The organism is Pseudofrankia sp. DC12, assembly GCF_000966285.1.
Classification (GTDB): Bacteria; Actinomycetota; Actinomycetes; order Frankiales; family Frankiaceae; genus Pseudofrankia.
The window spans coordinates 4,497,906-4,513,751 of the sequence record NZ_KQ031391.1; the positions used below are offsets into that span (position 1 = coordinate 4,497,906).

At 75.1% G+C, this 15,846-nt stretch carries 7 protein-coding genes; 2 read left to right on the top strand and 5 right to left on the bottom strand.

Annotation, left to right across the window (positions count from 1 at the left end; translation table 11 throughout):
• From FRADC12_RS18110 to FRADC12_RS18130, 5 genes are all read right to left on the bottom strand, one after another.
• A complete protein-coding gene (locus FRADC12_RS18110; RefSeq protein WP_045877546.1) occupies positions 1-1,383 on the bottom strand; it encodes a glycosyltransferase family 4 protein in 1,383 nt (460 codons plus the stop codon).
• A gap of 4 nt (positions 1,384-1,387) precedes the next feature.
• The gene (locus tag FRADC12_RS18115; RefSeq protein ID WP_045879786.1) at positions 1,388-2,956 is read right to left on the bottom strand and encodes a glycosyltransferase; all 1,569 of its coding nucleotides are present in this window, start codon (positions 2,954-2,956) and stop codon (positions 1,388-1,390) included.
• A 2,585-nt stretch (positions 2,957-5,541) separates the two neighbouring features.
• Positions 5,542-7,065: a glycosyltransferase family 2 protein gene (locus tag FRADC12_RS18120; RefSeq protein WP_045877547.1), complete on the bottom strand. Its 1,524-nt coding sequence runs from the start codon at positions 7,063-7,065 to the stop codon at positions 5,542-5,544.
• Positions 7,062-8,378, bottom strand: a complete 1,317-nt coding sequence (locus FRADC12_RS18125) for an ABC transporter ATP-binding protein (RefSeq protein ID WP_157488914.1) — start codon at positions 8,376-8,378, stop codon at positions 7,062-7,064. Before FRADC12_RS18125 ends, FRADC12_RS18120 begins: the two co-directional genes overlap by 4 nt.
• Entirely contained in the window at positions 8,378-9,316 is a 939-nt protein-coding gene (locus FRADC12_RS18130) for an ABC transporter permease (RefSeq protein ID WP_232303873.1), read from the bottom strand. The genes FRADC12_RS18125 and FRADC12_RS18130 overlap by 1 nt, the downstream gene beginning before the upstream one ends.
• 848 nt (positions 9,317-10,164) lie before the next feature.
• Here FRADC12_RS18130 and FRADC12_RS18135 point away from each other — a divergent pair.
• A complete protein-coding gene (locus FRADC12_RS18135; protein ID WP_045877548.1) occupies positions 10,165-13,143 on the top strand; it encodes a hypothetical protein in 2,979 nt (992 codons plus the stop codon).
• Entirely contained in the window at positions 13,140-15,788 is a 2,649-nt protein-coding gene (locus tag FRADC12_RS32400) for a class I SAM-dependent methyltransferase (RefSeq protein WP_052710988.1), read from the top strand. The genes FRADC12_RS18135 and FRADC12_RS32400 overlap by 4 nt, the downstream gene beginning before the upstream one ends.
• The last annotated feature ends 58 nt before the right edge of the window (positions 15,789-15,846 follow it).

The window sequence follows — 15,846 nt, forward strand, 5'->3', positions numbered from 1 at the left end:
TCAGGACTGCGCGGCGCGGCGGTACACCTCGGCGTGCAGGCGGGCGGTGCGCCGCCAGGTGAACGTGCGGGCGTGGGCACGGCCGGCCTCGCGCGGGCCGGCCAAGCCGCCCGGGCCGTTCGGGCCGGCCGCGAGGCCGCCGTAGCCGTGGTCGATGACGTCCAGCAGCGCGTCGGCGAGGCGGTCGACGTCGGCTGGCGGCACCAGCCGCACGGCCTGGCCGACGACCGGAGCAGTCACCTCACGCACCGCTGGGATGTCGGCGGCCACGACCGGGGTGCCGGCGGCCAGGGCCTCCAGCGGCGGCAGGCCGAACCCTTCGTACCGGGACGGGAAGCAGAGCGCGGCCGCGCCCGCCACGACGGCGCGCAGGTCCGCCGGGTCCAGGTAGCCGGCGGTGATCACAGCCCCTTTGGGCAGACCGGCGGTGTCCAGCGCCGGGCCCCAGCCAGCGGGGCCGACGAGCAGCAGCGGTGGGATGTCCCGGTAGCTGCCGTGCAGGCCGCGCAGCGCGGACAGCAGCGCTGTCAGGTTCTTGCGCGGCTCGGCGGTGCCGACGAACAGCAGGTAGCGCTCGGGGATCCCGTGCGCGCGCAGCCAGTCCCGCGACGGCGTCCGAGCGTCGAACCAGGCGCCGTCCACGCCCAGCGGGGTCACCGTCACGAGATCGGGGTGCAGCCGGTAGGCGGCGATGGCCTCGTCGGCGACCGCCTGACTCGGGGTGATCACGGCGGCGGCTCGGCGCAGGCCGCGCGGGACCAGCGTGGTGTACCGGGCGGACACCGTGCTGACCGCGTCGGGGGTCAGCAGGTAGGACAGGTCATGGATGGTGAGCACGCCGCGGGCCCCGCGCAGTGGCGGGAGCACGAAGTTGGTGGCGTGCACGATGTCGGCCCGGCCGGTGAACAGCTCGACCGGCAGCCGTTCGCCGCGGGCCCAGGAGTCCTGCAGCAGCCGGGCCGGCGCGCGCCGGGCGGCCGGGGCGACCCCGGGCGGCAGCGCCTGGGCGAGCCCGGCGAGGCCGCGCCAGGTGAACGCGGTGGCGGCGAGCTCCAGGGGACGGCCCGGCTCGGCGAGCCGGGCCGTCCCGGGGGCCCGGCCGTTGGCCGCCCGCGCCGCGAGCGTCGGGCCCGCCCCCCCGGCTACCGGCTCGGCGCCGCCGGACGAGTCGGGCCGGGCCGTCGTCGAGCCGCTGGCGGCCGCCTGGCCCGGACCGTGGGCCAGGGCGCCGGTGCCCGAGGCCAGGCCGAGGTGCTCGTCGCCGACCAGGTCCGCGAGTGCCGCGAGCAGGTTCTCGACATACCGGCCGACCCCGGTCCGCTGGCCCAGCAGCGGGGTGCCGTCGAGCACGACCCGCAGTGGCGCCTCGGCCGCGCCGCTCACCGGGTCAGCCTTCGTACAGGTGGTGACGGCTGGCGATGGTCCGCCAGCGGTCGGCGAACGCGGCGTCGGAGAACAGCTGCGCCCGTTCCACCGCCTCCTCGGCCAGCCGGGACCGCAGCCCCTCCTCGGCCGCGAGCCGGCGGGTGAACGACATCAGCTGCTCCGGCTCGGTCCAGCGGAAGCCGTCGATGCCGTGCCGGACGATCTCCCGCTGGCCGGCCCGGTCGATGACTACCGGGACGCAGCCGCCGGCCATCGCCTCGACCGTGGTCATCCCGAAGTGCTCGGCCGTCCACGGCTTGCGCCGCTCGTCCTCGCCCCAGCCGGTGGCCGACCAGAACACCGAGGCCGTCGAAAGCAGCCGCTCGACCTCGGGCCGCGGCGCGTTCGGGTGCACCTCGATCGGCAGCCCGGCGCCGGCCGCGCGGACCTGCTCGACGTAGTTCTTCTGCGAGTCCTCCATGCCGCCGACGACGTGCAGCGTCCAGCCGGGCAGTGCGCCCGCGTTGTGAAGCTCGGCGAACCACTGCACCATCTCCAGCTGGCGCTTGGCATGCCCGAGGCCCGGCGCGAAGAAGCGGCCCACCGTGATGATGGACTTCTCGCGCACCGGCGCCGGACGCAGCCGTTCGACCTGGATCGGCGGGTAGAGGACGTCGGCCTCGTTGCGCCACATCCGGCGAATCCAGGTGCGGGTGAAGTCGGAGTTCGCCATCACGACGTCGTAGCGGTCCAGCCAGGCGAGGTCGTTCGGGTCACGCAGCAGCCAGGGGAATCGCAGCGCGACCTTCGCGGGCAGGCTCTCCTGGGCGTCCACCAGCCGCGGCCGGCTGATCGCGATGCCCAGCTCACGGACGTCCGCCGGGCCGGGGGTGAACGGCTCGCTGACCAGGGTGATCTCGGTACCCACCTCGGACTCCGGCAGCGGGATGTCATGCCCGACGAACTCCGCGCCGACGTCGATCTTGGCGATCGTGTCGCCGTTCGGGGCGAGGATCCGCAGCGGGGTGCCGGTGGGCGCGCCGGGCCGGCCGAACTCGGCCCGCAGCGCCCGGCGGCTGCCGGCGGAGATCGAGAGAATCGCCTTGCCGGACGACCAGCGCCACTGCCGGACCCGTCCGCCTTCCGGCGGGTACCAGCCGAGGCCGAAGTCGACCGCCGGGCGAACGCCGCGCAGCAGCGGCCCGGCCGACCGGACCGCCGCCTTGCGCCACGCCGCCATGTCGTGGTCGAACGGCGTCGGGAAGAAGCAGAGGTAGGCGGCCTTGCGCGACCGCGTCGGTATCCGGCTCATGTAGGAGCCGTTGATGAACAGGTCGTACTCGCCCGACAGGACCGAGATGTCGTCCTCGCCGCGGTCCGGGATCCGCACGTAGCGGCAACCAGAGAGGTCCAGGCCAAGGTGCGCGCCCAGCTCGGCGAGGTCGACATCGGAATGGCCCAGGATGTCGACGTCAGCGCCGTCGCCGGCCATGACCTGGGCGATCATGCCGTTGTGCCGCTCGCCGCCGCCCATCGAGTGCCAGAACCGGTTGTAGACGGCGGCACGCACCTGGCGGCCCGACGGCACCATGGACAGCCCCGGCTGCCCGGTGGGCTCCGGCTCGCGGTAGGCCGCGGGCCGCGCGGCGACATCGGGCCGGGGCCGCGGGTCCGGCTGGGATGCCGACTCTTCCGGCACGGTCGGCTCGGTCTGGGGGAGTGAGCTGGCCTCGACGAGCGGCTCGTCCAGCGCCGGTGAGGCGGCCTGGACAGGCGGCTTGGCCTGGACTGGCGGCGCGGGCTCGACGCGCGGCTCGGGCGCGGCGGCCAGTGGTCGCGCCGGTTCCTCGGGTGCCTGCGGCCCGTCGTCGGGGAGCTCGGGGGCGGCCGGCTCCGGGGTGACTAGGCTCGGCACGCCGCGGTCGGGGATGGCCGGGTCAGGCAGCGAACCGGCCTGGAAGCCGACATGACGCCGGGACCCCGCGAAGCCCGAGTAGGTCATGAAGGCCAGGTCGGACGGGCGGTCTGGATGTACGGGGCCACGTGGGTTGGCCGCCTCCTGGCTCTCGTCCTCGGGATCGGCCTCGTCGTGGCCGGTCTGATCCGCTGGGGCGGCCTGCGCCTCGGCCGTGGGAGCCTCGGCCACCTGCACGTCGGCTGCGGGCGCTGCGGTCACGGGCGCGCCGGTCGCCGCGGGCGCCTCGGCCACGGGCTCCTCGGCGGCCGGCGCCGCCGGTTCGACCGGCTCGTCGGCCTCGGGCTGGTTCGTGACACTGCCGGCCGGCGGCACCGCCGTGGGCTCGGCGGTCTCAACAGGCGGTGCTGCCCCGGCCGGGTCGACGAAGACGCCTTGGCTCATGACGGTCTGGACGCCGAAGCCGGTCGAGACGTTGTCGGCTGCGGGTGCCGTCTGGTCCTCGTCCGAGCTGAGCGCATCCGTGTCGGAGGTGGCGGAACGGCCCGCGTCGGCCCGCGTCGGTTCCGCCTCGGCCGCCGTGCCTGGCTGGAAACCGCGGTCCACGCCGGGGAAGCCGTCCGCGTCGATCACGCGGTCGTCGGCGAACGGGAGCCCCTCGGGGCCAACCGAGGCCCGGCTGGCCCCGAGGGGGCCAAAGGTGGGGTACGAGGCCGAGGGCAGCGCGTCCGGAGCCGGGAAACGCTCGGCCAGCAGGTCGACGTCGTCGACCGGGAACGTCGTGCTCGGCTCGGCGGGGAACGGCTCGAACACCAGGTCGTCAAAGGGGTCGACCGGCGCGGCCGGGTCCGTCGGCATCGCGTTGCGCGAGTGACCGGCCCGGTCCGGCTGGCCCGCGCTGGCCGTGCGGTTCGCGCTGTCGACCGGGTCCGCGCCGCCGATGGGGCCACTCTCGGCGAGGTCGTTCTCGGTGGAGTCAGCGACGCCCGCGTGCCCGGCGCCGTCCACCGGGATCTCGTTGTCTGCCAGGCCGGCGCGGTTCGCGGGGTTCGCACCGCCTGGCCGCCCGCGCTCGACCGGGATGCGTTCGACCGGGGTGCGCCTAGCCGGGCTGGGCGTTGCCGGAGTGTTCTCGGTGGGTCGGGCGCCGCCTGAGCTGGCCGCGCTGACCCCGGCCCGGAAACTGGCGAGGCTGGATCGGGAGACCGTGGTCGTGTCCGGTTCGGTGAACGTGGGCGTCACCGCGTCAGCGGGCCCGCCGGCGTCGGGCCGGTCGGCCTCGACCCGACCAGCGCCCACCGGGCCTGCGCCGGGGTGGCTGGCGTCGAACCAGCCGACTCCGGCCGGGTCGGCGCCACGGCCGTCGGACCACGCGGGCCGCCGGCGGGGCAGCGGCTGATCGGCCGCCACCGGCTCGGTGGCCAGGCCGGCGGCCAGCTCGTCGGGCAGGTCGTCCGAAAGCGGGTCCCAGCGCGGCAGGTCGTCCGGTGGCTCCCTGAGGTCGACGTCGAGTACCTGGTCGGCGTCGGTGTCCCTGAGGTCGGCCGCGTCAACAGCCGGCGCGGGCTCTTCCTCGACGGCCGAGGTCGCTTCGCTGAGCCATGGCTCGGCCGCGCGGTCGGGCAGCTCGACGGGCAGGCCGGTGGCGCGGTCGATGACCAACCCCTCGACGGGCTCACGGGCGGGGCGGGAAGGCGGGAGATGCGCGCCGAGCCCGCTGTCGGCGAGCGGCGACGGCGTGGCGGCGGGTGGCGTGGGCGTGGCGTCGAAGGCGGCGAACGGCTCACTCGGGACCGCGGGTTCCCGGGGGTACAGGGGTGGCAGCGGTTCCAGCGATGCCAGCGGGCTGAGCCGGCCCGGACGGTCCGAAGGCTCCTCTGGGCGCAGGAAGCGGTCCAGGCCGGCAGCCCCGGGCAGCTCGACGCCGAAATCCTCGGGGCCCGGCCGGCCGAAGGCGGTCCCGTTGAGCTGCTCAGGCCGGGCGAACGGGTCGAGCTGGGTGGGCTGGTCCAGCGGGTCGAGCCGGGTGGGCTGGTCCAGCGGGTCGGGCCGGCCGAACTGGCCCAGCGGGCCGAGCCGGCTCAGTCCCAGTGGGTCGAGCGGGTCGAAAGTGATCGAGTCGTCGGTTACCGGGGGAAGCGGGTCCCGGTCGAACGAGGCGGCGCCGAACCGGTCCGGGCTGTAGCCGCGCGGGTCACCGGTGGCGCCGTCGGAGCCCGAGCCGGGCGTCTCGGGCCGGTCGCGGTCGTCGGGACGGTCGGTCATCGTGACACCAGCCAGTCCTGCAGCGAGCGACGCCGTTCGCTCGCGGTGCGGCCGATCTCCCGCCGCCGCGTGACCATCGCCGGGAACAGCCGTAGATAGGAGCCGATCACCTTCAGCCGCAGCAGCGTCGGCCGGACGGCCGGACGGCTGCGGGCCGCCCAGCCCTGGCGCGCCGTGCGGAGCGCGATCGACGCCGTGGTCAGCGGGTAGCGGGCCACCGCGGAAACCGCGAGGGGCAGGGTCGCGTCCTTGGTCAGCATGAGCAGCCGGTTGCGGTCGGTGTGGAACACGAACAGCGGCGACCACTCGACGCTCGACGCGGAGTGGACGTGGCGCAACACGGCGCCGGGAACGTACCGGATGCTGTACCCACGGGACCGGATCCGCCAGGACAGGTCGGTGTCCTCGTAGTAGAGGAAGAAGTCGTCGTCGAACCAGCCGAGGTCATGGCCGAGCGCGGCGCGCATCGCCATCCCGTTCCCGCAGGCGGTGAAGACCTCCTCCGGGTTGGCGAACTGGCCGGCGTCGACCTCCTGGTAGCCCCGGTCGGCGCCGTAGCCGTCGCGCAGCACGATCCCGCCGACGTTGTTGATGACGTCGACGCGCGGCGACGTGGCGTCGATGGTCACCGAGACGGTGTTCGGCTCGGTGCCCGCGACGGGCAGCGCGGCGAAGCGGGCGGCGCCGCCGTCGGCCGCCGCCCAGCCGGGGCCGCCGTCGGCCGGGCCGGCGTGGCCGTCCCAGCTGACGACGACGGTCTTCGCGGCCTCGGCGGCCCAGGTCAGGCCGAGCGTCACCGGGCCGTCGTCGGGGACCGGAACCAGCAGCTCACCGGACCCGCGGGTCCAGAAGAACGGCGCGTTCGGCGGGCCCTCGGCGCCGAACGTGAGCCGCTCCCAGAGCACCTCCCGCAGCACGTCCCGACCGTTGACGGTGACCGAGGAGATCCGGACGCCGAGCGATCGCGAGTCGTGCGGGCCCGGGGAGAAGGTCGGCGTCTCCAGGCGCAGCCGCAGGAAGCGGGGCAGGAAGACGACCTTCCCGGTGACCGCGCCGAGCTTCTCACCGCCGGGCTGCTCGAACGGGTCGAGCAGGTTGGCCAGCCAGTCCACCTCGGGTACCGCGTCGTTGTTCAGCAGCACCGCGAAGGTGGTGTTGACCTGGCGCAGCGCCAGGTTGTTGCCGCCGGCGAAGCCGAGGTTCTTCGGCGACTCGATCACCCGTACCCACGGGTAGTGCTCGGCGAGCAGCGCCCGGGAGTGATCGGACGAGGCGTTGTCCACCACCCAGGTCTGGAACCCGAAGGCGGTGTTCTGCTTGGCTACCGCGTCCAGGCACGGCGGCAGCAGGTGGGCGCCGTTCCAGTTGACGATGACGATCGTCGCCAGCGGCCGGTCGCCCCAGCCACCGGCGGGACCGCCGCCGTCCGTGCCGCCGAGCGCGGGCGCCGGTCCCTCGGGCGCGTCCTTGGACAGGGATGCGACCTCGAGCGGGTGCACCCCAACAGGTTGCACGGTCATGCGCGGAGCCTCGCCTCGTAGTCGACCTTCACAAGGCCTTCGCCGTGGGAGCCGTGGACCCCGAACAGGTCGTGGAAACGGCGTTCGGTGATCGGCTTACCGGTCGCCGCGTCGGCCACCTCCACCCGGACGGCGAAGGCACCGAGCAGGGTCGGCAGCGCGTCGATGGTGAAGTCCAGCAGCGAGAAGCCCGGGCTGATCTGGACGCCACCCGGCGGGGTCTGCATCACCCAGATCGGCAGTTCCTGGGGGCCGACCGCGACGCAGCGCACGGCGACCCGCTCGGGGTGGCTCTCGTCGATCTCGAGCCCGACGGTGATCGTGAGCGACTCGCCCGGCTCGAAGGACATCTTCGGCGGGCCGCCCGGCGCGTCGCTGTAGCCGATCGTCTCCGGCCGGACGGTCGCCTGGCTGAAGGCGCCCTCGCCCTCGGTCGGCGAGCTGCCCAGCCGCTGGCGCAGCAGCTTGGTGCCGACGGCCGGCGCACCGTCGTGGATGATCTTGCCCGACTCCAGCACGATCACCCGGTCGCACATGTTCTCGATCAGGTCGAGCGAGTGCGTCACGAACAGGATCGTGCGGCCCTGCTGGCGGAACTCCTCGATCTTGGCGAGGCACTTGCGCTGGAAGGCCTCGTCCCCGACGGCGAGGACCTCGTCGACGAGCAGGATGTCCGGGTCGACGTGCACCGCGACGGCGAAGCCGAGCCGGACGTACTGGCCGGACGAGTAGTGCTTCACCTCGTCGTCGATCTTGTGGCGCAGCTCGGCGAAGTCGACGATCGCGTCGAACAGCTTGTCGGTCTCCCGCTTGGTCAGGCCGAGCAGGGCCGCGTTCAGGTAGACGTTCTCCCGGCCGGTCAGCTCGCCGTTGAAGCCGGCGCCGAGCTCCAGCAGCGAGGCGATCCGCCCGTTGACCTCGACCTTGCCGCCGGTCGGGCGCAGGATGCCGGCGAGCACCTTGAGCGTCGTCGACTTGCCCGAGCCGTTCGCGCCGGCCAGCCCCACCGTCTGGCCGCGGGGGATCTCGATGTTGATGTCGCGCAGGGCCCAGAAGTCCTCGCCGGACAGGCCGCCCCGGCGGACGAACATCTCCTTCAGGCTCGTCGCCCGCTTGTGGTAGGAGACGAACTTCTTGCTGACGCCGGTCGCGCGGATCACCACCGGGCCGCCCGCGGCGATGCCGCCGCGAGCGGCCGGGCCGCCGGCCGGCAGCACGCCGGCACTGACGCTCGCGGTGCCGGCACCGGCCGCCCGGCCGGCCGGGGTGGGCCCGTGGCCGGGGGGCGCGTGCGTGGGGGAGGTCTGGGGCACTAGAGATCCTCGGCGAAGTCGGCCTGCAGCTTGCGGAAAACCCAGATCCCGAGCGCCAGCACAGCCAGCGAGATCAGCCCGGCGATGCCCAGGTGCTTGAGGTAGTAGAGGTAGCCCGGGTCAGCGAGGACATTCGACGTCGTACCGTCCGCACGCGTGATGGAGATGTCGTTGACGTAGATCGCCCGTTGGAAGGTGGCGACGACGACGGCCATCGGGTTGAGCAGGTACACCCAGGTGTACTCGTGCAGCCGGTTCTGGATCAGCCCGAACGCGTAGACCATCGGGTTCGCCCAGACCCAGGCCATCAGCGCCACCTCGATGAGGTGCGGCGTGTCCTTGAACCGGACCGACAGCGCGGAGACGAGCATCGACATGCCGGTCGTGAAGACCAGCGCGACCGCGCCGGCCGGGATGAGCAGCACCAGGCCGCCGCCGAGCAGCGGGTAGCCGAGCGCCAGCACCACCACGAACAGCACCAGCAGCTGCAGCACGAAGTGCACCGCGGCGAAGCCGACCGCGCTCAGCGGCAGGACCGGTAGCGGGAACCGGACCTTCTTCACCAGGTTCGCGTTGCCGATGACGCTGCCGCAGGCCGACGCGACGCTGCCCGCGAACGCGTTCCAGACCAGCATCCCGGCGAGGAAGTAGATGCCGAACCGCGGCACGCCCGACTTGAACACAACCTGGAACACGAACGTATAGACGACCAGCAGGAGCAAGGGGTTGGCCAGCGACCAGGCGAAGCCGAGGGTCGAGCCCTTGTACTTGACCTTGAGGTCCTTGCGGATGAGGTTGCGCAGCAGCTCCCAGCGGACCCGGCTCTGCGCGCGCGACCTGCGGGCCAGCACCCCCTGGTTGCGGCCCGCCTCGGCGCCTACGGGTGCCGTCCGGGCGGCGTGCCGCGGCCCGGAGCCGGACCGGCGCGCCGGCGGCATCCGCGGCGGCTCGGACGGCCCCGGCTGGGGCGCTGATGGGACGGGCTGCGCAAATGGGCCACGCGCTGCCTGGTCCGCCTCGGGCATCGTCGCGGTCGGCGACGGCGCCGGGGACGCTCCGGCAGCGCCGCCCTGGCCAGCGGCGGGGCCAGCCCCTGCGACCTGCACTGCTCGGCTCCTTCTCGACCCTGTACGACGTCGGACCCTGAACGACGCGGACCGACCGGCGATCATCGGGCCCTGGCCGGTCGCCGGTCCGGGGGTCGCCGGGCCTGTGTCGCCTTGGGACCGCCATTCGTAGCGCGGACGGCCCCTGTTGTTGTCCAGATCGTGCCATGGTCCCGGGTGTGCCCGCCGAGGCGGGTGACGTCCGGAATTGGCGACGATAGTCGCGTGCCCACGCGCCGCGCTCGGACCGCACCGGGGACCAGCTCGGCTACCTCGTGGGGAACACCGCCGAGCACCCGCCTCGCACCGTGTACCCGCATCGCGGTACCCCGCCTCGCGCCGTGCCCCGGCGGCGCACCGTGCGCCCGCCTGGCACTCCTGTTCTGGCACTACTGCCGCGCATGGGCGCCCAACTGTTCGCGTCGCCGTTGACGCCGGTCGTCGGGTTCCGCGAGGCGGTTCATAGTATCTGGGCCGCCTGCTCCGGCACCGGTCGACGCCTTGACCCGCCCTGGCCGGAGGAGGCGCGACAGCGCGCCCCGCCACGCGTTCGGCCCGGCGCCTGCTACCTTCGCGCCTCCGGAGTCGGCCGGCTTCGGCCGAGCCGGCCCCGGCCTGCCGAGATGTGGCGATACCCGCTGTCGCGCGGCTTTGTGACGTGTGACCGGGGGTGGTGCGAGGTGTTCGGGGACGCGCGGCTCGGGCACGCCTGGTCGCACCTGGACTCCGGCGGCGCGGACGCACTGTCCGTCGACGTCTTCGAGACCCTGCTATGGCGGCTGGTTCCCGAGCCTGCCCACGCGTTCTTGCTACTGGGTGAACGGCTGGCGGCGGCGGGCCGGCTGCCACCCGACCTCACAGCCGGTCAGTTCGCGCACCTGCGGGTGCTCGCCGAGGCCCACGCCCGTCAGCAGGTCCTGGCGAATCGCGGGGGCACAGGCCCTGGGGGATCTGGCGGTGGCGACCGCTCGGGGGGCTCCGGACATCCCCGGCTGGACGAGATCTGGGCGCTGCTGCGTCCCGCGCTGCCGGGCTCGGGCGAGCTCGACTACCTGATCGAGGTGGAGCTGTCCGTCCTGCGGGCGGTCTACCGGGTCGACCTCGACGTGGCCGAGATCGTCGAGCTGGCCGCGCTCAAGCTGGGCCTCCCGGTCTTCCTGGTCGCCGACACCTGCCTTTCCGCCGCGCAGCTCGACCGGTTGCTCGCCCGGGCGGATCTGGCGGGCATCCCGTTCGCCGGGCTGTTCACCTCGGCCGACGTGGGCGTCGGACCGGCCGACGGCCTGCTCGCGCATGTCGCCGCCACCACCGGCGCTCCGGCGTCCCGGCTGCTGCACCTGGCGGGCGACCCCACCGGTGCCACACCGCCGGCCGTCGGGCCCGCGGCCGCGCCGAACGTCACGGTGATCCACCGGGGCGAGGCGACGGCCGGGCTGCGGGCGACCCTAGCGGCCGAAGGGCTGCTCGGCGATCCGGACGACGCCACCCCGGTCGACCCGGAATACGGCGACTTCGGGCTGACGGCGCTGCGCGCCCGGGTGCTGCACCGGGCCGAGGGGGCCGGGGTGCCACGGGCGCTGCGGCGGTTCTGGGACACCGGGGCGACCGTGTTCGGCCCGGTGTTCACCGGGTTCGCGGAGTGGGTCGTGGAACGGACCCAGGAGCAGGGCGCCGAGGAGGCGTTCTGCCTGATGCGCTCGGGGGAGTTCGTCGCCGGCCTGCTCGCCGGGCCCGGCCGGGACGCCGGCGTGACCGCTCGCCCGCTGTGGGCCTCGCGTGAGGTCTGCGCGCTGGCCAACGTCTTCGAGGCATCCGCGCCCGAGCTGCGGGCGTTCCTCGCCCATGCCGGCACCGGGCCACCGCCCAGCGCGTCCGGAGCCTCGGCGGCGGGCGGCGGTGCCGTGGGCACGGTCGGCGCGCTGCTGCGCCGGCTTCGGGTGGACCTCGTCACGGTGCCCGGCATCTCGGCGCTGGCCGGCCGCCGGCTGGACGTCCCCGCCGGCCTGCTCGACGAGATCCTCGAGGAGCTGCTGGAGACGCTCAGTCACGACGACCGGATCCGCGGCGAGATCGTGCTGGCCGCCGAGCGGCTGCGCGAGCGGTTCCTGCGCTACCTCGACGAGCGGCTGCCCGACCGCGGGCCGGCCGTGCTGGTCGACCTCGGCTGGGACGGCACCACCCAGGTGCTGCTCGCCCGCCTGCTGGCCGCCACCGGCCGTGACGTCACCCCGGTAGGCCTTTACCTCGCGACCGGACCGGCCGTCCACGCGCACCGGCTCGCCGGGCACCGGATGGAGGGGTATCTCGCCTCCGCCGGCCAGCCGGCCCGGCTTGCCGGCCAGCTACTGCGCGCGCCGGCCGTCGTCGAGCAGGTCGCGATGGCCGACGCCGGTGCGCTGATCTCGTTCGACGAGGGGTCCACCCCGCTGCTCGGCCTGGGCCGGGCCAGCCGCACCCAGCTTGCGCAGCGCGGCTCCGTCCAGGACGGCGCCCGCGCCTTCCAGCGGGAGTGGCTGCGCTACCGGGAGGCGGAGACCCCGGACAACGCGGACAGCGCGCTTCCGTCGCTGTGCGGCGACGGCGCGCGGCTGGCGTTGCTGCGCACGCTCACCCGGCTCGTCGCCCGGCCTACCACGGCGGAGGCCGCCGCCTTCGGCGCCTGGCGGCACGATGGCGACGAGCCGGCCGGCAGGCCGGCGGGCGACGAGCAGCGGCTGGGTGGCCCCGAGGCGGGTGCCGACTCGGCGGCGGGCGGTGTCACGGGGTTGGCTGGTGCCCCCGGGCCGGCGGGACTGGCTGGTTCAGCGAGGCTGGCCGGGGCGGCAGGGCCGGCCAGGGCCGGCCAGGGCCTCGTGCCGGCCGAGCTGATCAGACGGATGCCCTACCTGAGCCCCGCCGGCCTGGCCGAGCTGCCGCTGCGCGAGGCGACCTGGCCGGCCGCCGTCGCCGCGATCGCGAACCGGCCGCTGGCGCTCGTCACCGAACTCGCCGCGGCGGCGGGCATCGACCCGAGGGAGCTGTCCGCGCCGGCCGCCGCCGGTCCCGTGGAGGTATACGTCGACATCGGCGGCGACTTCGCCCGCGGCCCGAAGGCGACCGCGACTCCGTACGCCGGGCGGGACGGGCTGTCTCTCGTCCGGCTTCGGGTCGACGCCGTGGGCGCCCGCCGGGTCCGGATCGACCCGGCCGGCCGGCGCGGCCTGCTGCGGCTGGACTGGCTGACCCTCGGCTTCCACGTCGTCGGTGCCGGCGAGCCGCGCCAGTTCACGATCACCGCGTTCGAGGGCCCCGGCTCGCTGGAGGCGGACGAATCCAACCAGAACGGCCGCAGTATCACCGGCTCCGCGACCGGATCGGCCGGATTGGCCAGCCGTGGTCGAGGCGTTGTCCTGGGGCTGGTTGGGCTGCGAATACTCCAGCCCAACCTTGTCGAAGTCCTCGACGCTGACCCTCAACTCGTCTACAACCTGGATCTGCCGGGCATGCCCGAGCTGGGTGGCACGTACGCGATTGACGTCGAGTTCGCATTTGGGTGGATGGGGATCCGGGGGGACCCTGTGGCCGCCCCGGTACCCGCCGCCGCGGGTCCGGCCGCCGGACCGCAACTTCCCCGCCGGGCCGCCCGCCGGGTGATGCGACAGCTGGGAGGCCTGCGGTGAGCGACACGGCGACCGGCGGACCGGCCGGGCCTGTGCCCCCGGATCGCCCGTCCGAAGCGGCCGGCGCCACGCAGGCGCCGCCCGGCGACGGCGCGGCCCACGCCGCCGGCACCAAGCAGCCGCCGCCGGCCGGCGATGCCGCGGCCCAAGCCGCCGGCGATGGCACGGCCCGGGCGGCCGACCCCGACCGGCTGCCGATCTCGTCGGCCGCGCTGTCGGCCCGGCCCTACGTCCGCTCGGCGTCCGCCGCCCAGACCGGGGGAAACGGTGTCCTCGCGACCGAGGCCCCAGTGGCCCCCGCGGCCCAGCGCGCGGTGGCCGGGCTCGCCGCCAAGAGCGACGGCCGGGGGGAGGGCGCGCTGCGGGCGAGCTTCGCCGACCTGGCGGCCAGGGCCGCCGAGGACGGTGCCGGGGAGCTCGCCGTCTTCGGCCAGCAGGGCCAGCCCGAGCGGCACGACCCCGCGGTCGGACCGGACGGACCCGTGCTGCTGCTGCGTTCCGTCGTCGACCTGCGCGAGGTGTGGGTGCCGCTGCTGGCCGCGGCCGGCGCCCGCAGCGTCGCGCTCCTCGGCACCGAGCACGGCCAGACGACGGCGCTGCTCGTCGAGCTGCTGCGGGCCGGCGGTGGTGGCCGGCTGCTGGTCGTCGACCCGGAGCCCGGCCGGGTCCCGGCCGCCGGGCGAGGTCTCGACATCGAGGTGGTCCGTGAGTACGGGGCCGCCGGCCTCGACGGGCACACTCCGACCGACGCTTACCTGATCGACGGCGACGCCAACTTCGCCACCGTGACCCGGACGCTCGCGGCCGTGGCCGACGCGGTCCACGAGTTCGGCCGGGCCAGCTTCCCGTTGATCCTGCTGCACGACGTCGGCTGGCCCACCGGCTGGCGCGACCGTTACACGTCACCGGACCGGCTCACCGCCGCCGACCGGCAGCCCTTCACCTGGGACGGGGGCGTCACCCTTGACCGGGACGACGCCGTTCCCGGCCGGGGCCTGCGCGGCGACGGCGCCTACGCCTGGGCGCTCGCCGAGGGCGGCCCGCGCAACGGGGTGCGCTCGGCCGTCGAGCAGTTCGTCGCCGGCCACCCGGAGCTGCGGTTCTTCACCGTCGCGCCGATCTTCGGCCTGGGGATCATCGTCGACCGGCGGGCGCCTTACGCGGCCCGGATCGCCGATCTGCTCGCGCCCTGGGTGTCGAACCCGCTGCTGGCCCGGCTGGAACGTAACCGGCTCGACCTGTACCTGCGGGTCGTCGCACAGCGCGACGATGCGATCGCCGCCGCGCAGTCGCACCACCGGGACGTCTCGCGGCTCGACGCCGAACGGCTGCGGCTGATCGCGATCGACATCGAGAAGTCCGACCGGATCGCCGAGCTGGAACGGGCCCTGGCCGACGAACGGGCGACGACGGCCGACGCCCTGAACGCCCGGCTGGAGGAACCGCGCCTGGTCGCCGCCGCCCGGTCGGCCGACTCCCGGCTGCGGGCCCGGTTCCGCCGCGGCCCGAGCAAGCTGGAGCTGGCGAGGGCCCGGCTGGCCGAGGAGGAACGGCGCCGCCGCGACGGCCTGGACGAGCCCGGGTCCGCGGGCGGGGCTGGCCGGCTCGCGCTGACGGCTGGCGGCGGTGGTGGCGTCTCCGGGGTGCTGGAGGGCCGCGGTGGCCCCCGCGCGCTTCCGGCCGGGCCGGCGCCGCGCGAGCCAGCCGAGGCCGCTGGGCCGATCGCGAGCTGGGGCGCCGGGCCCGCGCAGGAGCCGGGCGGGCTGGGCGACGCGGGTCAGTACGACGCTGGCCGCAGCGGTGCCGGCCAGCGAGGTGTCAGCCAGACCGCCGCCGGCGACGGCGCGGCCGCCGCGCTGGCAGCCGGGCCGGACGCGGCGGCGCGGAGCGCTCAGGCCGGTCGCGAGGCCGTCGAGCGGTTGCGCGGCCGCCACCGCCTTCACCAGCCCACCGCACAGCCCGATCTGCTCAGCGGCGGCCGGGGCGAACAGGCCGGCCGCCTGTGGACGCCCACTCGTACGTCGGCGGCGCCATCGCGGAAGGCGCCTGAGATGCCGGAGCCGGCGCGGCGGTCGCGCCGGCCCACGGCGCGAGACGCGGCCGCACCGGCCCCGGACTCGGGCCATCCAACGCCGCCCGCGGCTGCGTCCAACTCGGCGTCCGGCCTTCCCGGGCCGGGAACGGGCGCGGTCCTGCTGCCGCCGGCGCCGGCGATGCTGCCCCCTTTTGAAGTAGTGGCGGCCGCTGCGTCGGTCCCGCCGACGGTCTCGACGAAGGCAGCCCCTCCGGCGCCGTCCGCCCCATCGCCGGGCGGGTCGAGGTCAGGCCCGTCGGCGGCAGGAGCGGCCCCGGCAGGCCCGGCACCGGCTGGCGCGCCGCCGGCGACGGCCGGCACCGGGCCGGCCCAGGCGCCCGCGGCGCCGATCCAGTCGGGCCAGCCCATCGCGGCGGGCCAGTCGATCCCGCCCGGTTCAGCTGTCCAGCCCGGCAAGCCAGCCGAGCCGGGGGCTGCCGGCCAGCCTCAGCTTTTCGACCGCTCCGGCGTCCCACGCCGCCGCCGGATGCCCGCCGCGTCGAACCAGGAGCGCCACGAGCCCCGCCACCGCGCCGCCGGCCGCAACCACAACCCGGACCGGCCGTCCTGAGCCACAATCCCCGGATCTTCAGGCGCGTCGGCCACGCCAGGTCTCCATTGCCCGAGCG